Below are 22,157 nucleotides of genomic sequence, written 5' to 3' on the forward strand. Positions count from 1 at the left end.
CCCTTTCGGCCGCCATGTCCACCCCCTCATCTCCCCACGACGCCGGGCAACACGGCCATTCGAAGGCCGGCATGGTCGCCCTGGTGGCGGGCGCCGTCGGCGTGGTGTTCGGCGACATCGGCACCAGCCCGCTGTACACCATCAAGGAAATGTTCCATCCGCACTTCGGCCTGACGCCGGATGCGGACACGGTCCGCGGGCTGCTGTCGCTGGGTTTCTGGTCGCTGCTGCTGGTGGTGACGTTGAAGTACGTCATCGTGATCATGCGCGCCGACAACGACGGCGAGGGCGGCATCATGGCGCTGACCGCGCTGGCGCAGCGCAGCCTGACCAAAGGCTCGCGCCTGAACTATACGGTCGGCATCCTCGGCATCTTCGGTGCGGCCCTGTTCTTCGGCGACGGCATGATCACGCCGCCCATCACCGTGCTGGGCGCGGTGGAGGGCCTGGAGGTGGTGTCGCCGGTCTTCACCCGATGGGTGGTGCCGATCAGCCTGGTGATCCTGACCGGCCTGTTCGCGTTCCAGCGCTTCGGCACCGCGAAGGTGGGCAAGGCGTTCGGCCCGGTGATGATCACCTGGTTCATCGTGCTGGCCGGCTTCGGCATCTACAACATCGCCCAGAACCCATCGGTGCTCGCGGCGCTGAATCCGTTCTGGGCCTGGCACTTCTTCGTCACCCACGACTGGCACGCGGTGCTGATCCTGGGTGCGGTGGTGCTGACCGTCACCGGCGGCGAGGCGCTGTACGCCGACATGGGGCACTTCGGCAAGAAACCCATCCGCTGGGGCTGGTTCGGTTTCGTGCTGCCGGCGCTGGTGCTGAACTACTACGGCCAGGGCGCCGTGCTGCTGCGCCATCCCGAGGCGGTGGCCAACCCGTTCTACATGTCCATCCCGGACTGGGCGCAGATCCCGATGCTGGTGCTGGCCACCACGGCGGCGGCGGTGGCCTCGCAGGCCGTCATCACCGGTGCGTTCTCGGTGACCCGCCAGGCCATCCAGCTGGGGTACCTGCCGCGCCTGCACATCAAGTACACCTCCAAGGACACGATCGGCCAGATCTACGTGCCGTCGGTCAACCTGATGCTGTACCTGGCGGTGGTGGTGCTGGTGCTGAGCTTCCAGAGCTCGGGCGCGCTGGCCACGGCTTACGGCCTGTCGGTCACCGGCACCATGCTGATCGACACCCTGTTGCTGGCGATCGTCGCGTACACGCGCTGGCCCGATTCCCGCCGCTGGGTGCTGCCGTTGTGCGGCGTGTTCCTGGTGATCGACCTGGCCTTCCTGTTCGCCAACGGCGCGAAGCTGGTCACCGGCATCGGCGCGTGGGTGCCGCTGTTCATCGGCATCACCGCCTTCACCATGATGCGTACCTGGCGCCGCGGCCGCGAACTGCTGCATGGCGAGCTGCAGAAGGACGGTATCCGCCTGGACACCTTCCTGCCCGGGCTGATGCTGGCGCCGCCGGTGCGGGTGCAGGGCACCGCGGTGTTCCTGACCGCCGACCCGAACGTGGTCCCGCATGCGCTGATGCACAACCTCAAGCACAACAAGGTGCTGCACGAACGCAATGTGTTCCTGCACGTGGAAACGCTGCCGGTGCCGTACGCGGCCGACGCGCAGCGGCTGAAGATGGAATCGATCGGCGACGAGTTCTACCGGGTCCATGTCCGGTTCGGCTTCATGGAGACGCCGGACGTGCCGCTGGCGCTGATGCGCTCGTGTGATCGCGGCGGCATCTATTTCGACCCGATGGACACCACCTTCTTCGCCAGCCGCGAGACCATCGTCGCCAGTGCCAAGCGTGGCATGCCGGTCTGGCGCGACAAGCTGTTCGCGGTCATGCACCGCAACGCCGCGCCTGCCACCGGCTTCTTCCGCATCCCGGGCAACCGCCTGGTTGAGCTGGGCGCGCAGGTGGAGATCTGACCGCGCGCCCGTACGCGCCCGCTTCCCGCATAATTGGCCCATGACCCAAGACCGCATCATTGGCGCCGGCGCCACCCGCGAGGATGACGCGGCCGACGCCAGCATCCGCCCGCGCCGCCTGGCCGACTACCTTGGCCAGGTCGCGGTCCGCGAGCAGCTGGAGATCTACATCGAGGCGGCCAAGGCCCGTGGCGATGCCCTCGACCACGTGCTGATCTTCGGCCCGCCCGGCCTGGGCAAGACCACGCTCAGCCATGTCATCGCCAACGAGCTGGGAGTGAACCTGCGGGTCACTTCCGGCCCGGTGATCGAGAAGGCCGGCGACCTGGCCGCGCTGCTGACCAACCTGCAGCCGCACGACGTGCTGTTCGTCGATGAGATCCACCGTCTCTCGCCCGTGGTCGAGGAAGTGCTGTACCCGGCGATGGAAGACTTCCAGATCGACATCATGATCGGCGAAGGCCCGGCCGCACGCTCGATCAAGATCGACCTGCCGCCGTTCACCCTGATCGGCGCCACCACCCGCGCCGGCCTGCTGACCGCGCCGCTGCGCGACCGTTTCGGCATCGTCCAGCGGCTGGAGTTCTACTCGCCCGAGGAGCTGACCCGCATCGTGCGCCGCTCGGCGCAGATCCTGGGCATCGACTGCACCGCCGACGGCGCCGGCGAGATCGCGCGACGCTCGCGTGGTACCCCGCGCATCGCCAACCGCCTGCTGCGGCGCGTACGCGACTACGCCCAGGTCAAGGCCAGCGGCCACATCGACCAGCCGGTGGCGCAGGCGGCCATGCAGATGCTCAAGGTCGATCCGGAAGGTTTCGACGAACTCGATCGCCGCCTGCTGCGCACCTTGGTGGACTATTTCGATGGCGGCCCGGTCGGAATCGAGTCGCTGGCCGCGGCGCTGTCCGAGGAACGCGGCACACTCGAGGACGTGGTCGAGCCCTACCTGATCCAGCAGGGCTTCCTGGTGCGGACCGCCCGCGGCCGCATGGCCACGAACAAGGCGTACCGGCACCTGGGGCTCAAGCCCAAGGCGGCCGCGGTGCCGACCGATGATCTGTTCGCGGAGCCCGACCATGGCTGAATCCGTATTCAGTTGGCCGACACGCGTCTACTGGGAAGATACCGACGCTGGCGGGGTGGTCTACCACGCCCGCTACGTCGCTTTCATGGAACGGGCACGCACCGAATGGATGCGGGCGCAGGGATACGGTCAGGAGCGGATGCGCGCCGAGCACGACCTCGTGTTCGCGGTACGCGCGATGCAGATGGACTTCCTCAGGCCAGCGCGGCTGGACGATGACCTCCGGGTCACTGCCTCGCTGGCATCGTGCCGGCGGGCCAGCATGCAGTTCGTGCAGACCGTGCGCCGCGACGAGGAGCTGCTGCTCACCGCGCAGGTCAGGATCGCGGCGTTGTCGGCCAGCGATTTCCGGCCGCGCGGCATGGACGACGCGCTGTACCAGGCGTTGAAGAATCTCGAAACCAAAGAATCCGAACATTGAGGAACAACGGATGATCGCATTGCTCCTGGCCCTGCAGGCCACCGTGGTCGAAGCCCTGCCGGAGGAGGTCACCAGCGCCGCGGCCGAGACCTTGGGTGGTGCCGCGCATGGCGGCATCAACTACCTGGACCTGATGCTCAAGGCCAGCCTGCCGGTGAAGCTGATCGTGCTGCTGCTGTTGGCCGGCTCGTTCATCAGCTGGGTGATCATCTTCCGCAAGGCACGCGTGTTCAAGGAAGCCAACGCCGCTGCCGACGAGTTCGAGAACCGCTTCTGGTCCGGCGCGGACCTCGGCAAGCTGTACTCGGCGGCCACCGACCGCAACCGCCAGGTCAGCGGCCTTGAAGCGATCTTCGAGTCCGGCTTCCGTGAGTTCACCCGCCTGCGTGACAAGCGTCGCTTGGATGGCCGCATCCAGCTCGAAGGCGCGCAGCGCGCCATGCGCACCGCCTACGCCCGCGAGGTCGATGGGCTGGAACGCAACCTCGAGCTGCTGGCCAACATCGGCTCCACCGCCCCGTACGTGGGCCTGGTGGGCACGGTGTTCGGCATCATGGTGACCATGCACGACATGATCAACAGCGGCGAATCAAGCGGCATCGCCTCTGTCGCCCCGGGCATTTCCGAAGCGTTGTTCGCCACCGCCATCGGCCTGTTCGTCGCGATTCCGGCGGTGTGGGCCTACAACCGCTTCACCACCCGCGTGGAACGGCTGTCGGTGCGCTACGAAACCTTCTCCGACGAGTTCAGCTCCATCCTGCAGCGCCAGGCCGCCGTCGACGAATGATCGGACCGGCGTCCGCCAACCAACGCAGGAACCTTCCATGAGCCTGTCATCCGCGCGCCGCAAGCGCCGCAAACTCAAGTCCGAAATCAACGTCGTGCCGTACATCGACGTGATGCTGGTGCTGCTGATCATCTTCATGGTGACCGCGCCGCTGCTGACGCTGAGCATCGATGTCGAGCTGCCCAGCTCCAATGCCAAGGCGCTGGAAAGCAAGCAGGATCCGATCGTGGTCACCGTCGACAGCCGCGGCCAGATGGCACTGCAGCTGCCCGAGGGCAAGCCCGAGGCGATGGACCGGGCCGCGCTGCAGGCGCAGATGGCCGCGCTGGTCTCGCAGGACAAGGACGTGCGGGTGGTGGTCGCCGCCGACCGCAGCGTGCCGTATGAAAAGGTCATCGACGCCATGGACGCGCTCAAGCGCGCCAAGGTGGAGAAGGTGGGGCTGCTGACCGATGCGGGCGGCAATGCACGCTGAGGCGCTGCCGCCGTCGCCGCGTCAGGAAGAGGGCTGGGGTCGCCCGGTCCTGCTGGCGCTGGCCGTCCACCTGCTGGTGGCGGTGATCTTCGCGCTGGCCTGGCTGTGGTCGCCGCAGCGCAGCGTCGATGCCGCTGCCGGTGATCCGAGCATCGAGGCCAGCCTCGAGGTGTCGGCCGCCGAAAGCGCTGCGGCCCGCAAGGCGCTGCGCGATTCGGAAAACCTGCCGCCGCTGCCCGATCCGGTTTCCGAGGCCGAAGCCGAGCCGGTGCCGGTTCCTGAGGACACCGTGCCGCCGCCGCAACCGCTGCCCGAGCCGCGTCCTCAGGACGCGCCCACGCCGCAGCAGCACAACGCCCAGGAGCGCATCGCCGAGCCGGACACCATCGACCAGGAACGCGTCAGCGCGCTGGCGGTGTCGCAGGAAAAAGCGCGCCAGGAGCAGGAGGCCAAGCGCCGCCAGGAACAGATCGACCTGACCGAGCGCAAGCGCGTCGAGGAGGCCGAGCAGAAACTGCGGCTGGCCAAACAGCAGGAAGAGGCCGACCGCCAGAAAAAGCTCGCCGAGGAACAGCGCAAGGCATCCGAGGCCAAGGCCGAGGAAGAACGGCAGAAGAAGATCGCCGAGCTGCGCGCGCGACGCGCCCAGGCCGAGAAGGAAGCACAGCTGGCCGAGCAGAGGCTGCGCCAGGTCGCCCAGGCGCGCGCCAACCAGGCCACCGCCAGCGCCGCGGCCAGCGGCACCAGCCAGGCCGCGCCGGGCGCCGGTGGCAGCAGCGATGACCTGGCGGCCAAGTACGCGGCCGCCATCCAGCAGGCGGTGCTCAATCAGTGGGTACGCCCGGATTCGGTGCCGCGCGGCCAGCGCTGCCGCCTGACCATCCGCCAGCTCCCGGGCGGTGAGGTGGTCGAGGTGCAGTTCGGCAGCAGTTGCCCGTACGACGACGCCGGCCGGCGCTCGGTCGAGGCGGCGATCCTGCGCGCACAGCCGTTGCCGTACCGGGGCTTCGAGAGCGTGTTCCAGCGCACATTGAACTTCAATTTCGAGGCGCGCGACCGCTAACCTCCCGGGCAGGCGCGCGGCCTGTGGATCAGGATCCATCGTCCAATGTGCGGTCCATCCATCCGGTATCGATGCAGCCCCCGTTATGGGGCTGTTTGTATCGGGCCGGTGCAAGGCAGCAGGCGCCACGGCCACACCGCTTTCACGCCGTGTTCGTTCATGATTGCGAAAATGTTCACCTGTGTGCTGCTATCCCTTGCAATTCCCTGCCCGGAACACTGAGCGACCCATGAAGAAAATGCCGCGCTGGCTCTGTGCCATCACTGCCCTGTTGTTGCCGTTCGCGGCGCTGGCCCAGCAGGGCCTGGAAATCGACATCGTGGGCGGCAATGCCTCCGCGCTGCCAATCACCATCGTGCCCATGCCGTACCAGGGTGGCGGCAGTGCCCCGCAGACCGATGTGGCCGCGGTGGTACGCGCCGACCTGGAGCGCTCGGGCCAGTTCCGCACCCTGCCCGAAGCGCAGATCGTCGAGCGCCCGACCCGTGGCAGCGAGGTCCAGTACCCGACCTGGCGCGCGCTAAAGCAGGACTACCTGGTGGTCGGCCGCGTGCAGGACGCCGGCGAAGGCGCCTACCGCGTCGAGTACGAGCTGTTCGATGTGGCCAAGGGCGAGCGCATGCTCGGCCTGGCAATGACCGCCCGTTCCAACGCCATGCGCGACGTGGCCCACCAGATGGCCGATGCGATCTACGAGAAGATCCTCGGCATCCGCGGCGCCTTCTGGACCCGCATTGCCTACGTCACCGCCAGCGGTCGCGGCGGCAACATGCGCTATGCGCTGATGGTGGCCGATTCGGATGGCTACAACCCGCAGACCATCGTGCGCTCGGCTGAGCCGCTACTGTCGCCGAGTTGGAGCCCGGATGGCCGCAAGCTGGCCTACGTCAGCTTCGAGCGCGGCAATTCCTCGATCTACATCCAGGACATCGCCACCGGCGCGCGCGAGCTGGTTTCCAGCTTCCGCGGCATCAACGGCGCTCCGTCCTTCTCCCCAGACGGCCGACGTCTTGCCCTGTCGCTGTCGCGCAGCGGCAATCCCGAGATCTACGTGATGGACCTGGGCAGCAAGGCGCTGACCCAGCTGACCAACCACTTCGGCATCGATACCGAGCCGACCTGGGCCCCGGACGGCAGCTCGATCTACTTCACCTCCGACCGTGGCGGCCGCCCGCAGATCTACCAGGTCGCGGCCAGCGGCGGCAGCGCCAGCCGCGTCACCTTCCAGGGCAACTACAACGCCACTCCCAGCCTCTCGTTCGACGGCACCAAGCTCGCCGTGGCCCAGGGCAGTGGCAATACCTACAAGATCGCGATGATGGACCGCAGCCTCGGGTCCCCGCGCTGGAGCACGCTGTCGCCGGGGTCGCTGGATGAATCGCCCAGCTTTGCCCCGAACGCCAGCATGGTGTTGTACGCCGCCCGCGAGGGGGGCCGTGGTGTGCTGTACGCCGTATCCGCCGATGCGCGGGTCCGGCAGCGTCTCGTACTGGCCGACGGAGACGTCCGGGAACCTTCCTGGTCCCCCTATCGCAGTTCGCGTTAAATGTTAATATTTCGCTTTGTAAACCCCCGTATTGGCTTATAGGAGCCTAAAAGGTACTGCCATGAACAAGTCCACCCGAGTTCTGCTTGTTTCTCTGATGTCCATTGCCGTCCTGGCCGGCTGCTCGAAGAAGGTCAAGGAAGAGCCGCAGGCTCCGGTCGAGACCGCCCCGACTGCCCCGACCTCCCCGAGCACCTCCGGCCTGTACGGCCCGGGCGACCTCGACACCGACGCCTGCCTACGTCAGCGCGTCGTGTACTTCGACCTGGACCAGGACAGCCTGAAGCCGGAATTCCAGGCGATCATGTCCTGCCACGCCAAGTACCTGCGTGACCGTCCGTCCTCGCGCATCACCCTGCAGGGCCATGCCGACGAGCGCGGCAGCCGCGAGTACAACCTGGGTCTGGGCGAGCGTCGCGGCAACGCGGTGTCCTCGGCCCTGCAGGCCAACGGTGGTTCGGGCAGCCAGCTGACCGTCGTCAGCTACGGTGAAGAGCGTCCGGTCTGCACCGAGTCCGGCGAAGGCTGCTGGTCGCAGAACCGTCGCGTCGAGATCGTCTACACCGCTCAGTAATAATCGATGCGTCTTCGACTGACATCGATGCTCGTCGCGGCGGCCTTCTTGGCCGCCGCGCCGGCGTACGCCCAGCGGCAGAGCCTTGCCGACCGCGTTGCCGTGCTCGAGCAGCAGGCGTCCAACACCCAGGCCAACACTGACCTCCTGAACCAGCTGCAGCAGCTGCGTACCCAGGTGGTGCAGATGCAGGACATGATCGAACAGCTGCAGCATGAGAACGAACAGCTCAAGCAGCGCAGCCGCGACCAGTACCTGGACCTGGATGGCCGCCTGAACCGGCTGGAAGGCGGCGCCGCGCCGGTCCTGCCAGCCAATCCCCCGGCAAGCCCGGCGGCGGCAACTCCGCCGGCCAAGCCCGTGATTTCCGAACGCCCGCCGACCGTGCGGGGCGATGCCGGCACCCTGGCGGTGGCCGGTGACGAACGGGTCGCCTACAACGTCGCCTTCGACGCCCTCAAGGGCGGCAAGTACGACGATTCGGCCGAGCTGTTCCAGAGCTTCCTCGAGCTCTACCCCAATGGCGTCTACACCCCCAATGCGTTGTACTGGCTGGGCGAGAGCTATTACGCCACCCGCAATTTCGAGCTGGCGCAGGCGCAGTTCCGCGACCTGGTGGCCCGCTACCCGACCCACGACAAGGCCGCTGGCGGCCTGTTGAAGCTGGGCCTGTCCCAGTACGGACTGGGTGACCTGGCGCAGGCAGAGAAGACCCTGGCGCAGGTGATTTCCCAGTATCCGGGCAGCGATGCCGCCCGCACCGCGCAGGACCGCCTGCAGTCGATCCGCCTCGGCCAGCAGTTGCGCTGACCGCTTGCAGCGCCGTGCCACCGGGCACGGCGCGCATAATGAGCCCCATGAATTCCGTTGCCGACGCCGCTGTTCCCAGCGAGATCGTGCAGTCGCCCCTGCCGCGGCTGAAGATCACCGAGATTTTCCTGTCGCTGCAGGGCGAAGCCGACACCGCCGGCTGGCCGACGGTGTTCGTGCGCCTGACCGGTTGCCCGTTGCGCTGCACCTACTGCGATACCGCCTACGCCTTCCATGGTGGCACCTGGTGGGACATCGATGCGATCGTGGCCGAGGTCATCGGGTATGGCGTGCGCCACGTCTGCGTGACCGGCGGCGAGCCGCTGGCACAGAAGCGCTGCCTGGTGCTGCTGCAGAAACTGTGCGATGCCGGGCTGGACGTGTCGCTGGAGACTTCCGGCGCACTGGACATCAGTGGCGTCGACAGTCGTGTCTCGCGCGTGGTCGACCTCAAGACACCGGGTTCGGGCGAGATGGCGCGTAACCGGCTGGAGAACCTGGCGCTGCTCACCGCGCGTGACCAGGTCAAGTTCGTGCTGTGCGGTCGCCAGGACTACGAATGGGCACGCGCAATGGTGCTCGAGCACCGTCTGCACGAGCGTTGCATGGTGCTGTTCTCGCCAAGCAAGAGCGAACTGGCGCCGCGCGACCTGGCCGACTGGATCGTGGCCGATCGGCTGCCGGTGCGTTTCCAGATGCAGCTGCACAAGCTTCTGTGGAACGACGAGCCTGGCCGCTGAGCCGCAGCGTGCTGCGGTCGCGATCGTCGTCGCGGCACTGGCGTAAAATCACCTGCTGCCGCCAGCTCGGTTGATGGCAACTGGTGCCCGCGAGCCGGGCATCACCACCGGCGCGGGACAGCGTGCTGGCGTTTCTCCCCCATCCGGACAAGTTCAATGAAGAAGAAAGCAGTCGTGCTTCTTTCCGGCGGCATGGATTCGGCCGCCGTGGTTGCCATCGCCCAGGAGCAGGGCTTCGAGGTTTATGCGCTGAGCGTGCGCTATGGCCAGCGCCACACCTCCGAGCTGGAAGCCGCCGCGCGCGTGGCGGGCGCCCTTGGCGTGGCCGGGCACAAGGTGGTCGACGTGGACCTGCGCAGCATCGGCGGCTCGGCGCTGACCGATGACGCCATCGACGTGCCACAGGCCGGCGGTGCCGGGATCCCGTCCACCTACGTGCCGGCGCGCAACACCATCATGCTGTCGCTGGCCCTGGGCTGGGCCGAAGTGCTCGGCGCCAACGACATCTTCTGCGGCGTGAACGCCGTGGACTATTCCGGCTATCCGGATTGCCGCCCCGAATTCATCGCCGCCTTCCAGACGCTGGCCAACCTGGCCACCAAAGCCGGCGTGGAAGGCGCAGGCGTCACCGTGCACGCGCCGCTGCAGTACCTGAGCAAGGCGCAGATTGCCGCCGAAGGCCAGCGCCTGGGCGTGGATTTTGGCCTGACCGTGTCCTGCTACCGTGCCGACATGGATGGCCGCGCGTGCGGACAGTGCGACGCCTGCCGCCTGCGCGCCGATGGCTTCACTGCCGCGGGAATGGCCGACCCAACCCGCTACGTCTGATTCCGTCGCCGGGGTTCTTGCGCTAGACTACGCAACCCCGGCTGCGGCCGGGTCTTTGTTTGGGCCGTTAGCTCAGTCGGTAGAGCAGAAGACTTTTAATCTTTTGGTCGAAGGTTCGAATCCTTCACGGCCCACCATCAAAGGCCGGCGCAAGCCGGAAGACAAAAGCCCCGGAGATTCCGGGGCTTTTTGTTTGTGCGATGGCGGGCGTGCCGCTGCGGCGCTCAGCCCTGCTCGCGCACGATTTCCACCAGGCGCTGTCCGTAGCGGGCCAGCTTGCTGCCGCCGATGCCACCGACCCGGGCCAGCGCATCCACGCTGGTCGGGCGCTGCTCGGCGATGTTGCGCAGTGTGCTGTCGTGGAAGATCACGAAGGCCGGCACGTTCTGCTCGCGTGCCAGCTCGGCGCGCAGCCCGCGCAGGGCGTTGAACAGCGCCAGGTCCTGGGGCTGCACCGGCAGCCCGCTGCGCGGCGCGCTGCTGCGGTCTCGGGTCGCGGCGCTGGTGGTTTCACGGCGCATCATCACCTGGCGGCGGCCCTTGAGCACGTCGCGGCTGGCGTCGGTCAGGCGCAGCCCGCCGTGGCCTTCGGCATCGACCTCCAGCAGGCTGGCAGCAACCAGCTGGCGGAACACGCCGCGCCAGGCGCGGCTGTCCAGGTCACGCCCAATGCCGTAGGTGCTGAGCTGGTCGTGGCCCAGCTGCTTGATGCGGTCGGTCTCGCTGCCACGCAGGATGTCGATCAGGTGGCCGACGCCGAAACGCTGGCCACTGCGGTAGACGCAGCTCAGCGCCTTCTGCGCCGGGATCGTGGCGTCCCACGCCGCTGGCGGGGTAACGCAGTTGTCGCAGTTGCCGCATGGCTGGGCATAGGTCTCGCCGAAGCCGGCCAGCAGCACCTGGCGGCGGCACTGCATTGACTCGCAATAGCCGAGCAGGTGGTCGAGCTTGGCCCGTTCGAGCTGCTTGCGCTCCTCGGTGGCCTCGCCCTGTTCGATCATCTGCTTGAGCAGCACCACGTCGCCCAGGCCGTAGCACAGCCAGGCCTCGGAGAGCTCGCCATCGCGGCCGGCGCGGCCGGTTTCCTGGTAGTAGCCTTCCATCGACTTGGGCAGGTCGGTATGCGCGACGAAGCGCACGTCCGGCTTGTCGATGCCCATGCCGAAGGCGATGGTCGCGCACATCACGATGCCGTCCTCGCGCAGGAAACGGCGCTGGTTGGCCGCACGCACCTCCGCCGGCAGGCCAGCGTGGTAGGGCAGGGCGTTGAAGCCCTTCTCGCACAGGAAGCCGGCGGTCTCCTCGACCTTGCGCCGCGACAGGCAGTAGACGATGCCGGCCTGGTCACGATGCGCGCGCAGGAAATCGAGCAGCTGCGATTTGGCGTTGTCCTTCTGCACCACGGTGTAGCGGATGTTGGGGCGGTCGAAGGAGCTGACGAAATGCCGGGCCTGGGCAAGATCCAGGCGCTCGGCGATCTCGCGCTGGGTCGGCGGGTCGGCGGTGGCGGTCAGCGCGATGCGCGGCACGCCCGGCCAGCGCTCGTGCAGCACGGTGAGCTGGCGGTACTCCGGGCGGAAGTCGTGGCCCCACTGCGACACGCAGTGCGCCTCGTCGATCGCGAACAGGGCGATCCGGCTGCGATCGAGCAGCGACAGGAAACGGCCGGTGAGCAGGCGCTCGGGAGCCACGTACAGCAGCTCGATCTCGCCGGCGAGCAGCCCGCGTTCCACCCGCGCCGCGGTTTCGGCATCGAGGGTGGAATTGAGGAACTCGGCGCGCACGCCGGCCTGGCGCAGGGCTTCCACCTGGTCCTGCATCAGCGCGATCAGCGGGGAAATGACGATGCCGGTGCCGTCGCGCAGCAGGGCGGGGATCTGGTAGCACAGCGACTTGCCACCGCCGGTGGGCATCAGGACCAGGGCATCGTTGCCGGCGGCGACGTGCTCGACGATGTCCTGCTGGTTGCCACGGAACGCGTCGTAACCGAAGACGCTGGAAAGCAGGTGCTGCGCGGGGGAATGGGGCATCGGCCTATGTTACCCGCCGCATGTCGCACGGTTGCCGCGGACTGGGTCGCTTGGGCCGGAAAACTCCGTCGCGCCGGGTGGGAAATGCACTCAGGCCGCGCCGGGCCGGCAGTCGCCCGGCCCGTGGGCAGGTCCCGGTCCGCGGGGGGACCGGGAGCTGGGAGGATTACTGCAGCAGCGAGCGCAGCATCCAGGCGTACTTTTCGTGGGTCTGCAGGCGCTGGGTCAGCAGGTCCACCGACGGATCGTCGCCCGCGTCGTCAGCCACCTTCAGCACCTTGCGCGCGGTGCGGCACACGGCCTCGTTGCCGGCAACCAGCTGGCGCACCATCTCGCGCCAGTCGGCGCTGTCGGTCAGGCCCGGTTCTTCCGGAATCGAGGTCAGCTCAATGAACTCGTTGTACGAGCCCGGCGCGTTGTAGCCCAGGGCGCGGATGCGCTCGGCCACGTCGTCCAGTGCGTTCCACTGCTCGGTGTACTGATCCATGAACATGTTGTGCAGCGAGTTGAACATCGACCCGGTCACGTTCCAGTGGAAGTTGTGGGTCTTCAGGTACAGGGTGAACGCGTCAGCGAGGAAGCGCGACAGGCCGTCGGCAATCTCCTTGCGATCCTTGTCATTGATCCCGATATCGATGTTCGGTGCCGACGGTGCGGCGGCGGCGAGTTTCTGCTTCGCGCTGGTCTTCTGGGTTGCGGTGCTCTGGGCCATGGCAGGTTGTCCTCCAGTGGATGGGGTATGACGTCACAATAGCCAGACTAAGCCATGTTTTGTCATTCAGATGTTCACGTTGGGCCATAGATGAGCGCTATCAACACCCCCCCGCCGGCGCAGCTGGCCAGTCGCCGCGAGGCCGTCGATGGCGCGATGACCCGCGACCGTGGCCGCCTGCTGGGCCTGTGGTCCCGATGGCGGGCGCAGCCGGGCAATGCCGGGCTGGCCGAGTCGTTTGAAAAGGCCCTGCAGGTGTCGCTGCAGCGGCGCCAGGCCCGGGCCCAGGCGCAGCCCTCGGTCACGCTGGACGAGCAACTGCCAATCGCCCGCGAGGGCGCGCGCATCATCGAGCTGATCCGCGACCACCAGGTGGTGGTGGTGGCCGGCGAGACCGGCTCGGGCAAGACCACCCAGCTGCCCAAGCTGTGCCTGGCCGCCGGTCGTGGCGTGGCCGGGATGATCGGCTGCACCCAGCCGCGACGCATCGCCGCCCGCGCAGTGGCCACCCGCGTGGCCGAGGAGCTGCAGTCCGAGCTGGGCACGATCGTCGGCTACCAGGTGCGTTTCACCGACCGCGTGGGCGATGACAGCCGCATCAAGTTCATGACCGACGGCATCCTGCTGGCCGAGATCGCCTCCGACCGCTGGCTCTCGGCCTACGACACGATCATCGTCGACGAGGCGCATGAGCGCAGCCTCAACATCGACTTCCTGCTTGGTTATCTCAAGACGCTGCTGCGCAAACGGCCGGACCTGAAGCTGATCGTCACCTCGGCGACGATCGACACCGCGCGCTTTGCAAAACATTTCGACGATGCGCCGGTGGTCAGCGTCGAAGGCCGCACCTATCCGGTGGAAGTGCGCTACCGGCCGCTGGAGGAGATCCGCGGCACGCCGGAAAGCCAGGGCAAGGGCCGCGGCAACGCCGAGGAGGCCGATGCCGACCCGGTCTCGGTCAACGAGGCCATCGTCGCCACCGTCGATGAAATCACCCGCATTGATCCGCGCGGCGACGTGCTGTTGTTCCTGCCCGGCGAACGCGAGATCCGCGACGCGCACCAGGCGCTGGAGCGGCGCAAATACCGCGAGACCGAGGTGCTTCCGCTGTACGCGCGGCTGTCGGTCAAGGACCAGGACCGGGTGTTCAACCCGGGCCCGAAGCGGCGGCTGGTGCTGGCCACCAACGTGGCCGAGACCTCGCTGACGGTGCCGCGCATCCGCTACGTGATCGATCCCGGCCACGCCCGCATCAAGCGCTACAGCCCGCGGCAGAAGCTGGACCGGCTGCACATCGAGCCGATCTCCCAGGCCAGCGCCAACCAGCGCAAGGGCCGCTGCGGCCGTATCGCCGAGGGCATCTGCTACCGGCTGTATTCGGAAGCCGACTTTGCCGCGCGCCCGGAGTTCACCGATCCGGAGATCCGCCGCTCGTCGCTGGCCGGCGTGATCCTGCGCATGCTGCAGCTGGGCCTGGGCCGGATCGAGGATTTCCCGTTCCTGGAGCCGCCGGACGAGCGCGCCGTGGCCGATGGCTGGCAGCAGCTGGCCGAGCTGGGCGCGGTGGACAAGGACCGCAAGCTCACCGCGATCGGCCGGCAGATGGCACGCCTCCCGGTGGACGTGAAGCTGGCGCGGATGCTGGTCGCCGCCCAGCAGCATGGTTGCCTGCGCGAGATGCTGGTGATCGCTGCCTTCCTCGGCATCCAGGACCCGCGCGAGCGCCCGCCCGAAGCGCGCGAGGCCGCCGACAACGCACATGCGAAGTTCACCGATCCGCGCTCGGAATTCCTCGGCATCCTGCGCCTGTGGGAGGGCTACCGCGAAGTGCACGAGGAACTGACCCAGTCCAGATTGCGCGACTGGTGCGGACGCAACTTCCTAGGCTTCCTGCGCATGCGCGAATGGCGCGAGCTGCACCGCCAGCTGCGCCTGCTGTGCGAGGAACTGGGCTGGGATGCTGGCGCGGGCGACCTCGGTCCGGCCTTGCTGTCCGGGCCGCCGCAAGCCGCGCCCAGTGCCTCGGATGAAGCCGCGCGCCGCGCCACCCGTGGCCAGCTGCACCGCGCTGCGCGCCTGGCGCGCGAGGGCAAGAGCGAACCGGCGCCGGCACCGGCCCGCGCACCGGCGCCACGCGCCGCCCAGGATGCCGGCCCGGGCGTAAGCGAGAAGGTGCGTGCAGCCGCCTACCAGGCGCTGCATCGCGCGATCCTAGCCGGCCTGCCGACCCAGCTCGGCCATCGCACCGAGAAGGGCGATTTCCAGGCACCGCGCCAGCGCCGCTTCCATCTGTTCCCGGGTTCGGCGCTGGCGAAGAAGCCGCCGCCGTGGGTGCTCAGCGCGACGCTGCTCGACACCCAGCGCGTATGGGGCCTGACCAATGCCGCGATCGAGCCGGACTGGGCGATCAACGAGCTGCAGCACCTGCTGGCCCGCAAGCATTTCGACCCGCACTGGTCGCGTGCCCAGGGCCAGGTGCTCGCTTCCGAACAGATCAGCCTGTTCGGCCTGGTACTGGCACCGAAGAAGCCGGTGCACTACGGCCGCATCAACCCGGGCGAGGCGCACGACATCTTCGTGCGCCAGGCGTTGGTCACCGGCGAGATCAATACCCGTGCCGGCTTCGTCGCCGACAACCTCAAGGTGCTGGAGCAGGCGCGCGAGGAAGAAGCCAAGCTGCGCCGCGCCGGCATCGTCGCCGACGAGGCCTGGCAGGCGCGTTGGTACCTGGACCGGATTCCGGCCGAGATCCATTCGGCCAGCCGCCTCGATGCCTGGTGGAAGGAACTGCCCCCGGACAAGCGCCGCGCGCTGCAGTGGACGCTGACCGACCTGCTGCCGGGTGAAGGCAGCGAGCAGGACCGCTACCCGAAGTATTTCGCGCTGGGCGATGCGCGGCTGGCGCTGCACTACCGCTTCGAGCCCGGTGCCGAGGATGACGGCGTGACCCTGGAGGTGCCGCTGCACCTGCTCAACGCGCTGGATCCGGCGCGGCTGTCGTGGCTGGCCCCGGGTTTCGTCGCCGACAAGGCGGCGGCCCTGATCCGCTCGCTGCCCAAGGCGATGCGCCGCAACTACGTGCCGGCGCCAGACTTCGGCCGCGCGTTCTTCGAGGCCTTCCCGCAGCCCTCGGCCGACGACATCCGCGGCGAGCTGGCGCGCTTCCTGTCGCGCGCCACCGGCGCGGCGGTGGCGGCTACCGACTTCGACGAGGCCGCCGTGGAGCCGCACCTGCGCATGAACCTGCGCCTGCGCGACGAGCAGGGCAAGGTGCTGGCGACCTCGCGCGACCTGGACGCGCTGCGTGGCCGCTTCGGTGATCGTGCCGGCCAGGCCTTCGCCGCACGCGCCGGGCGTGCGCTGGCGGCCGAGGGCCTGCGCGAATTCCCGTCCACGCCGATCCCGCTGCAGGTGCCGGGCGAAGCCGGGGTGCCGGCGTGGCCGGCGCTGGTAGACCTGGGCGACAGCGCGGCGCTGCGCATCTTCGCTGACCGCAAAGAGGCGGCCGAGGCGCACCCACAGGGCGTGCGTCGGCTGCTGGAGATCGCCCTGGCCGACAAGGCCAAGCAGGCGCGCAAGCAGCTGCCGGTGTCGCCCAAGACCGGCCTGCTGTACGCGGCCATCGAATCGCAGGAACGCCTGCGCGGCGACCTGGTGGATGCGGCAATGAACGCGGTGCTGGCCGAGGGGCTGGAGGACATCCGCGATCCGGCCGCATTCGGCGCGCGTCGTGACGACGCGGCAAAACGCCTGTTCGGCGAGGCGATGGAGCGGCTGAAGCTGGCCGAGAACATCCTCTCGCTGGTGGCTGAACTGAAGCCCCAGCTGGAAGCGCCGTTGATGGGCTGGGCGCGCGGCAACCTGGACGACATGGAGCAGCAGCTGGCTGCGCTGGTGCACGCCGGCTTCCTGCGGCAGACCCCGGCCGCGGCACTGGCGCAGTACCCGCGCTACCTCAAGGCGATGATCCTGCGTGCCGAACGCGCCAAGCGCGATCCGCCGCGCGACCAGGCGCGCATGCTCGAGCTCAAGCCGTTCCTCGATGCGCTGGAGGACGCGCAGGCGCGCGGCCTGCAGCAGCGCCCGCAATGGCAGGCGCTGCGCTGGGATATCGAGGAACTGCGGGTGTCGCTGTTTGCCCAGGAGCTGGGCGGCAAGTCCGGCGTGTCGGCCAAGAAGCTGGCCCAGCGGGTGGCCGCGCTGCGCGGCTGAGCCCGCGCAGCGTCAGCTGTCCGAGGTGGAACCGCCGGACGGGGTGCCGGGCGGCGCGGCGTTTTCCTCGGCGCAGCGCCGCCGTGCAGTGGACAGCTGCGCGGTGGCCGAGGCGCGCTCGCGCGCGATCGACTGCTGCAGCGAGGCGATCTGCCCGCGCACGTTGGCATTGCCCGGCTCGGCGATGGCCTGCTGCTGCAGCGCGGCCACGCGCTCCTGCAGGGTGGCCACGCGGTCGTTGGACGGGCCGTAGATCACCGCGCTGGCATTGGCCACGCAATAGTCCATGGCGCTGTCCGAGTTGCTGCCCGCGCCATCATTGCCGCCGGGACTGGCCGGCTTGCTGACCTTCAGTGCCATCGGTGTGGTGTTGCCGTCGCAGGGATCCTGCGAGTACACCGATTCGCCATTGCGGCCCTTGCACTTGTAGACCTGGGCGCCAGCCACTCCAGGGAGCAGCGCCAGCAGCAACATCATGTGGATCGATCGCATCAGTGTCCCCGTAGCGTGAGGTGATGGCGACGGGCACTCCCCTGGTCAGTGCCCGCCGCTGCCGGCGCGGAGTATCGCCGATCGGCGCCGGGGATGTACCGGCACCCGGCGTGGTTCCGCGATGGCCTACTTGATCCGCCGCACCTTGGCGCGGGTGTTGCGGCCTTCGACCTGCATGTACCACACGCCCATCAGGCCGGGAGTGATGCGCACCGGCAGCGCCGTGCCGCGCAGGCCGGTCAGCGTGGAGGCATCGGTCTGTTCCCACTGCTGGCCGTTGTCCAGCGTGTAGATGCGACCCTTGCCGAAGCCGGTGAAATCGCCTTCGAGCCTGGCCTTGATCGGCTCGGACGAGCCGCCGTCGCCCCAGAAACCGCGGTTCTGCCGGATCGCTTCCTGGCGGCCCTGCTCGCGTGCTTCTTTCACCGCGGTGGTGGCGACCTGCTCGACCTTGCCCTGCAGCCAGTTGTTCAGCGCGGCCAGCTCGGTGGTGGTCAGCTTGTCCAGGCCGGCGGCCTTGAACTCGGCCGGCGTCATCTCTTGCTGCAGGTCGCCGCGGGCGCGCTGCGCATCGGCCGGCATCGCGGTTGCCAGCGCGGCGAACAGGCATCCGGCCAGCGTGATCGAACGTGTCAGGCTCATGGATTGTTCCCGGAGAGGATTGGGCGCTAGTGTAGGGCCAACCGTTTGCGATTGATCGCTGTGACCCGCTCTTCTCCCCCCGGGCTGGAAGCCCTGCTGCAGCACCCCTCCGTGGCCGTCCTGTCGCCGGCATTGCGCCAGGCGATGCTGGAGGCGTGGGCGCAGCCGGACGTCTCCCACGAGCCCGGCCTGCCGTGGCCGGTGCTGCGCGACGAGCTTGAAGCGCTGGCGCTGCTGTCGGCCGACGAGGGCATGGTCGCGGCCGGGCTGCTGTTCGACCTGCCGGGGCTGCGTGCGCAGTTGCCGCAACTGCCGCTGGGCACGCTGGCGCCGATGGTGGCGGGCCTGCTGGAAGGGCAGGACGCGGCCGACCAGGTCTGGGCGCTGCACGCCGGGCGCGAAGCCGGTCGCAACAGCGAGGGCCTGCGCCGGCTGCTGCTGTCCATCGTCCGCGACCTGCGCGTGGTGCCACTGCTGCTGGCCCGGCAACTGGCGCGGATGCGCGCGGCCGACCGCATGCCCGAGGCCGAGCGTCGCGCGCTTGCCCAGTTGACCCGCGACATCCACGCGCCGCTGGCCAACCGCCTGGGCATCTGGCAGCTGAAGTGGGAGCTGGAAGACCTGGCATTCCGCCACCTGGAGCCGGAGACCTACCGCCACATCGCCCGCGAGGTCGACGAAACCCGCGTCGCCCGCGAACGCTACGTGGAGATGGTCAAGAAGACCCTGTCGCGCGAGCTCGCCAGGCACGGCATCGCCGCCGAGGTCAGCGGGCGGCCGAAGCACATCTACAGCATCTGGCGGAAGATGCAGAAGAAGCGGCTGGCGTTCCAGCAGCTCTACGATCTGCGCGCGGTGCGGGTGATGGTCGGCGACGTGGCCTCGTGCTACGCCGCGCTGGGCATCGTGCATGCCCTGTGGGCGCCGGTGCCCAGCGAGTTCGATGACTACATCGCCCGGCCCAAGGCCAACGACTACCGTTCGCTGCACACCGCGGTGATCGGCCCGGAAGGACGCACGGTCGAGGTGCAGATCCGCACCCACGAAATGCATGGGCAGGCCGAGCTCGGCGTGGCCGCGCACTGGAAGTACAAGGAAGGCAACAAGGGCGCGGAAAAGGCCTTCGACCGCAAGATCACCTGGATGCGGCAGTTGCTGGAGCAGTCGCAGGAATCCGGCGGCGCCGAGCTTGCCGGCGCCTTCGACGCTGAGCTGGTGGAGGACCGGATCTACGCGCTCAGCCCCAAGGGCGAGGTGATGGACCTGCCCGCCGGCGCCACGCCGCTGGATTTTGCCTACCACGTGCACACGATGGTCGGGCACCGCTGCCGCGGGGCCAAGGTCAACGGCCGCATCGTGCCGCTGGGCTACCGGCTGCGCAGCGGTGACCGGGTCGAGATCCTGACCGGCAAGGAGCCCGATCCCAGGCGCGACTGGCTGCTGCCGGCCAACGGCTTCCTGGCCAGCGGCCGTTCGCGCGACAAGGTCCGCGCCTGGTTCCACAAGCTCGACCGCGCGCGCAACGTCCAGGCCGGCCGCGAACTGCTGGAGCGCGAACTCAAGCGACTGGGCCTGCAGCAGGCCGACCTGGCGCTGGCGGCGAATAAGTTCCGCGCCGACAGCATCGATGACCTCTACATCCAGGTGGCGCTGGGTGATACCGGGCCGAGCCAGGTCAGCCGTGCGCTGCTCGAGGCCGAGCGCGCGCAGTCGCAACCACCCGCACCGGCGGTGCCGCGCCCGACCGCGCGCCGCGACGACATCGGCAAATCGCGCTTCACCGTGCAGGGCGTGGGCAACCTGCTGTCGCAGCTGGCGCGCTGTTGCCAGCCGGTGGCCGGCGAGCCGATTGCCGGCTACCTGACCCGTGGCCGCGGGGTCACCGTGCACCGCATCGACTGCGCGTCCTTCCAGCGCCTGTCCGCAGCCAACCCGCAGCGCGTGCTGCCGGTGGAGTGGGGCCAGGCCGGCTCCGGCTACGAGGTGTCGGTGCAGGTGCGCGCCATGGACCGGCGCTGGCTGCTCAAGGACATCACCAACCTGATCGCGCAGGAAGACGCCTACGTGCTGGACATCAACAGCGACAACGTGCGCGACAGCGACCAGGCCCTGCTGCGGCTGCGCCTGAAGGTCAGCGACTACGAGCAGCTCTCGCGCCTGCTGGGCAAGCTCGATGCCCTGCCTGGCGTGCATGAAGCGCGTCGACTCGGCTGACACCCGCGCCCCGCTAAGCTGCCCTGATGGAACGGCCAGTACCCGCCGAAGGACGGATGACAACCCTGTGGTCGCGGCTGCCGCGCTCGTTGCGCTGGTGGCTGGCCATGGTCTGGAGTGCGCGCCGGCTGTGGCGCTGGGGGCTGCTGGTGGCCGCGGTGCTGGCGGTGCTTGTCACCGTGTTCCGCGCCCCGCTGGCGGAGTGGATGTGGCCCGACTCGCGCATCCAGCAACTGCTGGAAGAAGGCGAGGCGGCACTGGCCAAGGGCAACCTGAGCGCGGCCGATGGCAGCGGTGCACGCGAGCTGTTCCAGGCCGCGCTGGCGCTGGACAGCGACCGCGCGGACGTCAATCGCGCGCTGGTCCGGACCGGCGAGGCGGCGCTGGCCCGGGCACGCGAGGCGCTGGAGCAACGCGAGCCCGGGCGCGCGCGGCAGTCGCTTGCACTGGCCTCCGAGCTGCAGGTGCCCCGCCAGGAAGTGGCGGAGCTTTCGGCGAGCCTGCGCGCGCTGGAAGCCGATCCCGGTGGCGTGGAACTGCTGCTGCTGCGCGCGCAGGGCGCCCACCATGCCGGTCATCTCGATGGGGCCGATGACGCGGCGCTGCCGCTGTACCAGCTGGTGCTGGCGCAACAGCCTGATCGGCTCGAAGCGCTGGAGGGCCGCGAGGATGCACTGTCCGAGCTGCTCGCCGGGGGCCGGCAGAAACTGGCGCAAGGGGACCTGGCCGGCGCGGCAGGTGTGCTGCAGCGGGTCCAGGAGTACGACCCCGGCCACATCGAGCTTCCCGACGCCCGGGCCGCTTTCAACGAGGCACTGGACCAGCGCCGGCAGCGCGCGAGCCAGGACCTGGCCCGCGGCCGCCTGGCACGTGCCGGCGAAACATTCGCCGCCATCCTCGCCGCCGTGCCGGAGGACGAGGCCGCACGCCGGGGGCTGGATCGCACGGTCGCCCGCCATCTGGACGAGGCCCAGCGGCTGGCCGCCGATTTCCAGTTCGAGGCCGCACGGAAGGCGCTCGATGCGGCGCGTACGCTGCAGCCCGATGCCCCCCAGCTGGAAACCACCGAACGGGCGCTGGAGCGGGCGCGGCAATCACAGCGCAGCCTGGAGTCGCCGCAAACAGGGGCCCAGCGCGAGCGCCGGCTGCGGCAGTTGCTGGCCCGCTTCGAAGCGGCCGAGGCCAAGGGTGACTGGCTGCTGCCGCCGGGCAACAGTGCCTTCGATGCCCTGCGCGAGGCACAGGCGCTGGCGCCTGCCGACCCACGGGTACGCCGCGCCCTGCAGCGGCTGTTGCCGGCAGCACGGCGTTGTTTCGAGCAGCACCTGCCGCAGAACCGGGTGCGCGCCGCCGGTGCCTGCCTGGATGCCTGGCAAGCCCTGGCACCGACCGATAGCGGTCTGCCCGGTGCACGACGCCGGCTCGCCCAGCACTGGATCGCGGTCGGCAGCGAGCGCCTGCGCGCAGGCGATGCCACGTTCGCCCGGGAGGCGCTGCAGCAGGCGCGGGCGCTGGACCCGGCCACGCCGGAGATCGCGGGGTTTGCCCAGCGGCTGCGCGACGTGGCGGTTACCCGCGACCGTTGACCCGGTG

The 22,157-nt window shown here is 68.8% G+C and carries 18 protein-coding genes and 1 tRNA gene; 15 read left to right on the forward strand and 4 right to left on the reverse strand.

Annotation, left to right across the window (positions count from 1 at the left end; all coding sequences use genetic code 11):
* Positions 1-71 precede the first annotated feature (71 nt).
* From LG380_RS00375 to LG380_RS00430, 12 genes are all read left to right on the forward strand, one after another.
* Positions 72-1,931, forward strand: coding sequence for a potassium transporter Kup (locus tag LG380_RS00375; RefSeq protein WP_225766384.1), 1,860 nt, complete (start codon positions 72-74; stop codon positions 1,929-1,931).
* A gap of 40 nt (positions 1,932-1,971) precedes the next feature.
* The gene (gene ruvB / locus LG380_RS00380; protein WP_225763078.1) at positions 1,972-3,018 is read left to right on the forward strand and encodes a Holliday junction branch migration DNA helicase RuvB; all 1,047 of its coding nucleotides are present in this window, start codon (positions 1,972-1,974) and stop codon (positions 3,016-3,018) included.
* Positions 2,987-3,439 (forward strand): tol-pal system-associated acyl-CoA thioesterase, encoded by a 453-nt coding sequence (ybgC, locus tag LG380_RS00385; RefSeq protein WP_225763079.1) that lies wholly within the window; start codon positions 2,987-2,989, stop codon positions 3,437-3,439. Before ruvB ends, ybgC begins: the two co-directional genes overlap by 32 nt.
* Positions 3,440-3,449: 10 nt before the next feature.
* Positions 3,450-4,226 carry a protein TolQ gene (gene tolQ / locus LG380_RS00390; RefSeq protein ID WP_225763080.1) on the forward strand — a complete coding sequence of 259 codons (777 nt, stop codon included), beginning with the start codon at positions 3,450-3,452 and terminating at the stop codon, positions 4,224-4,226.
* A 37-nt stretch (positions 4,227-4,263) separates the two neighbouring features.
* Complete coding sequence (tolR, locus tag LG380_RS00395) at positions 4,264-4,701, forward strand: protein TolR (protein WP_225763081.1); 438 nt, start codon at positions 4,264-4,266, stop codon at positions 4,699-4,701.
* Positions 4,691-5,764: a cell envelope integrity protein TolA gene (gene tolA / locus LG380_RS00400; RefSeq protein WP_225763082.1), complete on the forward strand. Its 1,074-nt coding sequence runs from the start codon at positions 4,691-4,693 to the stop codon at positions 5,762-5,764. The genes tolR and tolA overlap by 11 nt, the downstream gene beginning before the upstream one ends.
* Positions 5,765-5,993: 229 nt before the next feature.
* A complete protein-coding gene (gene tolB / locus LG380_RS00405) occupies positions 5,994-7,310 on the forward strand; it encodes a Tol-Pal system beta propeller repeat protein TolB (protein ID WP_225763083.1) in 1,317 nt (438 codons plus the stop codon).
* Between the two features lie 61 nt (positions 7,311-7,371).
* On the forward strand, positions 7,372-7,884 hold the full coding sequence (gene pal, locus LG380_RS00410) for a peptidoglycan-associated lipoprotein Pal (protein ID WP_225763084.1): 513 nt from the start codon (positions 7,372-7,374) through the stop codon (positions 7,882-7,884).
* Positions 7,885-7,890: 6 nt separating this feature from the next.
* Positions 7,891-8,694, forward strand: coding sequence for a tol-pal system protein YbgF (gene ybgF, locus LG380_RS00415; protein ID WP_225763085.1), 804 nt, complete (start codon positions 7,891-7,893; stop codon positions 8,692-8,694).
* Positions 8,695-8,741: 47 nt separating this feature from the next.
* On the forward strand, positions 8,742-9,434 hold the full coding sequence (queE, locus tag LG380_RS00420) for a 7-carboxy-7-deazaguanine synthase QueE (protein ID WP_225763086.1): 693 nt from the start codon (positions 8,742-8,744) through the stop codon (positions 9,432-9,434).
* Positions 9,435-9,590: 156 nt separating this feature from the next.
* The gene (queC, locus tag LG380_RS00425; protein WP_225763087.1) at positions 9,591-10,262 is read left to right on the forward strand and encodes a 7-cyano-7-deazaguanine synthase QueC; all 672 of its coding nucleotides are present in this window, start codon (positions 9,591-9,593) and stop codon (positions 10,260-10,262) included.
* Positions 10,263-10,323: 61 nt separating this feature from the next.
* Positions 10,324-10,399 (forward strand) — tRNA-Lys (locus LG380_RS00430).
* A gap of 87 nt (positions 10,400-10,486) precedes the next feature.
* Here LG380_RS00430 and recQ read toward each other — a convergent pair.
* Positions 10,487-12,292, reverse strand: coding sequence for a DNA helicase RecQ (gene recQ / locus LG380_RS00435; protein WP_225763088.1), 1,806 nt, complete (start codon positions 12,290-12,292; stop codon positions 10,487-10,489).
* 166 nt (positions 12,293-12,458) lie between these two features.
* Positions 12,459-13,004, reverse strand: a complete 546-nt coding sequence (locus LG380_RS00440) for a Dps family protein (RefSeq protein ID WP_225763089.1) — start codon at positions 13,002-13,004, stop codon at positions 12,459-12,461.
* 90 nt (positions 13,005-13,094) lie between these two features.
* Here LG380_RS00440 and hrpA point away from each other — a divergent pair, with 90 nt between their 5' ends.
* On the forward strand, positions 13,095-17,216 hold the full coding sequence (gene hrpA, locus LG380_RS00445) for an ATP-dependent RNA helicase HrpA (RefSeq protein ID WP_225763090.1): 4,122 nt from the start codon (positions 13,095-13,097) through the stop codon (positions 17,214-17,216).
* Between the two features lie 12 nt (positions 17,217-17,228).
* Here hrpA and LG380_RS00450 read toward each other — a convergent pair whose 3' ends face one another.
* Together LG380_RS00450 and LG380_RS00455 are read right to left on the reverse strand one after the other, a co-directional pair.
* Complete coding sequence (locus LG380_RS00450; protein WP_225763091.1) at positions 17,229-17,708, reverse strand: DUF4124 domain-containing protein; 480 nt, start codon at positions 17,706-17,708, stop codon at positions 17,229-17,231.
* A 126-nt stretch (positions 17,709-17,834) separates the two neighbouring features.
* Positions 17,835-18,350: a hypothetical protein gene (locus LG380_RS00455; RefSeq protein WP_225763092.1), complete on the reverse strand. Its 516-nt coding sequence runs from the start codon at positions 18,348-18,350 to the stop codon at positions 17,835-17,837.
* 60 nt (positions 18,351-18,410) lie between these two features.
* On the opposite strand from LG380_RS00455, the gene LG380_RS00460 reads away from it, so the two are divergent.
* Both LG380_RS00460 and LG380_RS00465 read left to right on the forward strand, forming a co-directional pair.
* Entirely contained in the window at positions 18,411-20,564 is a 2,154-nt protein-coding gene (locus LG380_RS00460) for a bifunctional (p)ppGpp synthetase/guanosine-3',5'-bis(diphosphate) 3'-pyrophosphohydrolase (protein ID WP_225766385.1), read from the forward strand.
* A gap of 56 nt (positions 20,565-20,620) precedes the next feature.
* Entirely contained in the window at positions 20,621-22,150 is a 1,530-nt protein-coding gene (locus tag LG380_RS00465; protein WP_225763093.1) for a hypothetical protein, read from the forward strand.
* The last annotated feature ends 7 nt before the right edge of the window (positions 22,151-22,157 follow it).

It is taken from the genome of Stenotrophomonas sp. Marseille-Q4652 (assembly GCF_916618915.1).
In the GTDB taxonomy this organism is placed as follows: domain Bacteria; phylum Pseudomonadota; class Gammaproteobacteria; order Xanthomonadales; family Xanthomonadaceae; genus Stenotrophomonas.

Bases quoted from the DNA above. Each gene is read 5' to 3' on its own strand.
- LG380_RS00375 (WP_225766384.1), top strand. From the start codon at position 72: ATGGTCGCCCTGGTGGCGGGCGCCGTCGGCGTGGTGTTCGGCGACATC.
- ruvB (WP_225763078.1), top strand. From the start codon at position 1,972: ATGACCCAAGACCGCATCATTGGCGCCGGCGCCACCCGCGAGGATGAC.
- ybgC (WP_225763079.1), top strand. From the start codon at position 2,987: ATGATCTGTTCGCGGAGCCCGACCATGGCTGAATCCGTATTCAGTTGG.
- tolQ (WP_225763080.1), top strand. From the start codon at position 3,450: ATGATCGCATTGCTCCTGGCCCTGCAGGCCACCGTGGTCGAAGCCCTG.
- tolR (WP_225763081.1), top strand. From the start codon at position 4,264: ATGAGCCTGTCATCCGCGCGCCGCAAGCGCCGCAAACTCAAGTCCGAA.
- tolA (WP_225763082.1), top strand. From the start codon at position 4,691: ATGCACGCTGAGGCGCTGCCGCCGTCGCCGCGTCAGGAAGAGGGCTGG.
- tolB (WP_225763083.1), top strand. From the start codon at position 5,994: ATGAAGAAAATGCCGCGCTGGCTCTGTGCCATCACTGCCCTGTTGTTG.
- pal (WP_225763084.1), top strand. From the start codon at position 7,372: ATGAACAAGTCCACCCGAGTTCTGCTTGTTTCTCTGATGTCCATTGCC.
- ybgF (WP_225763085.1), top strand. From the start codon at position 7,891: ATGCGTCTTCGACTGACATCGATGCTCGTCGCGGCGGCCTTCTTGGCC.
- queE (WP_225763086.1), top strand. From the start codon at position 8,742: ATGAATTCCGTTGCCGACGCCGCTGTTCCCAGCGAGATCGTGCAGTCG.
- queC (WP_225763087.1), top strand. From the start codon at position 9,591: ATGAAGAAGAAAGCAGTCGTGCTTCTTTCCGGCGGCATGGATTCGGCC.
- recQ (WP_225763088.1), bottom strand. From the start codon at position 12,292: ATGCCCCATTCCCCCGCGCAGCACCTGCTTTCCAGCGTCTTCGGTTAC.
- LG380_RS00440 (WP_225763089.1), bottom strand. From the start codon at position 13,004: ATGGCCCAGAGCACCGCAACCCAGAAGACCAGCGCGAAGCAGAAACTC.
- hrpA (WP_225763090.1), top strand. From the start codon at position 13,095: ATGAGCGCTATCAACACCCCCCCGCCGGCGCAGCTGGCCAGTCGCCGC.
- LG380_RS00450 (WP_225763091.1), bottom strand. From the start codon at position 17,708: ATGCGATCGATCCACATGATGTTGCTGCTGGCGCTGCTCCCTGGAGTG.
- LG380_RS00455 (WP_225763092.1), bottom strand. From the start codon at position 18,350: ATGAGCCTGACACGTTCGATCACGCTGGCCGGATGCCTGTTCGCCGCG.
- LG380_RS00465 (WP_225763093.1), top strand. From the start codon at position 20,621: ATGACAACCCTGTGGTCGCGGCTGCCGCGCTCGTTGCGCTGGTGGCTG.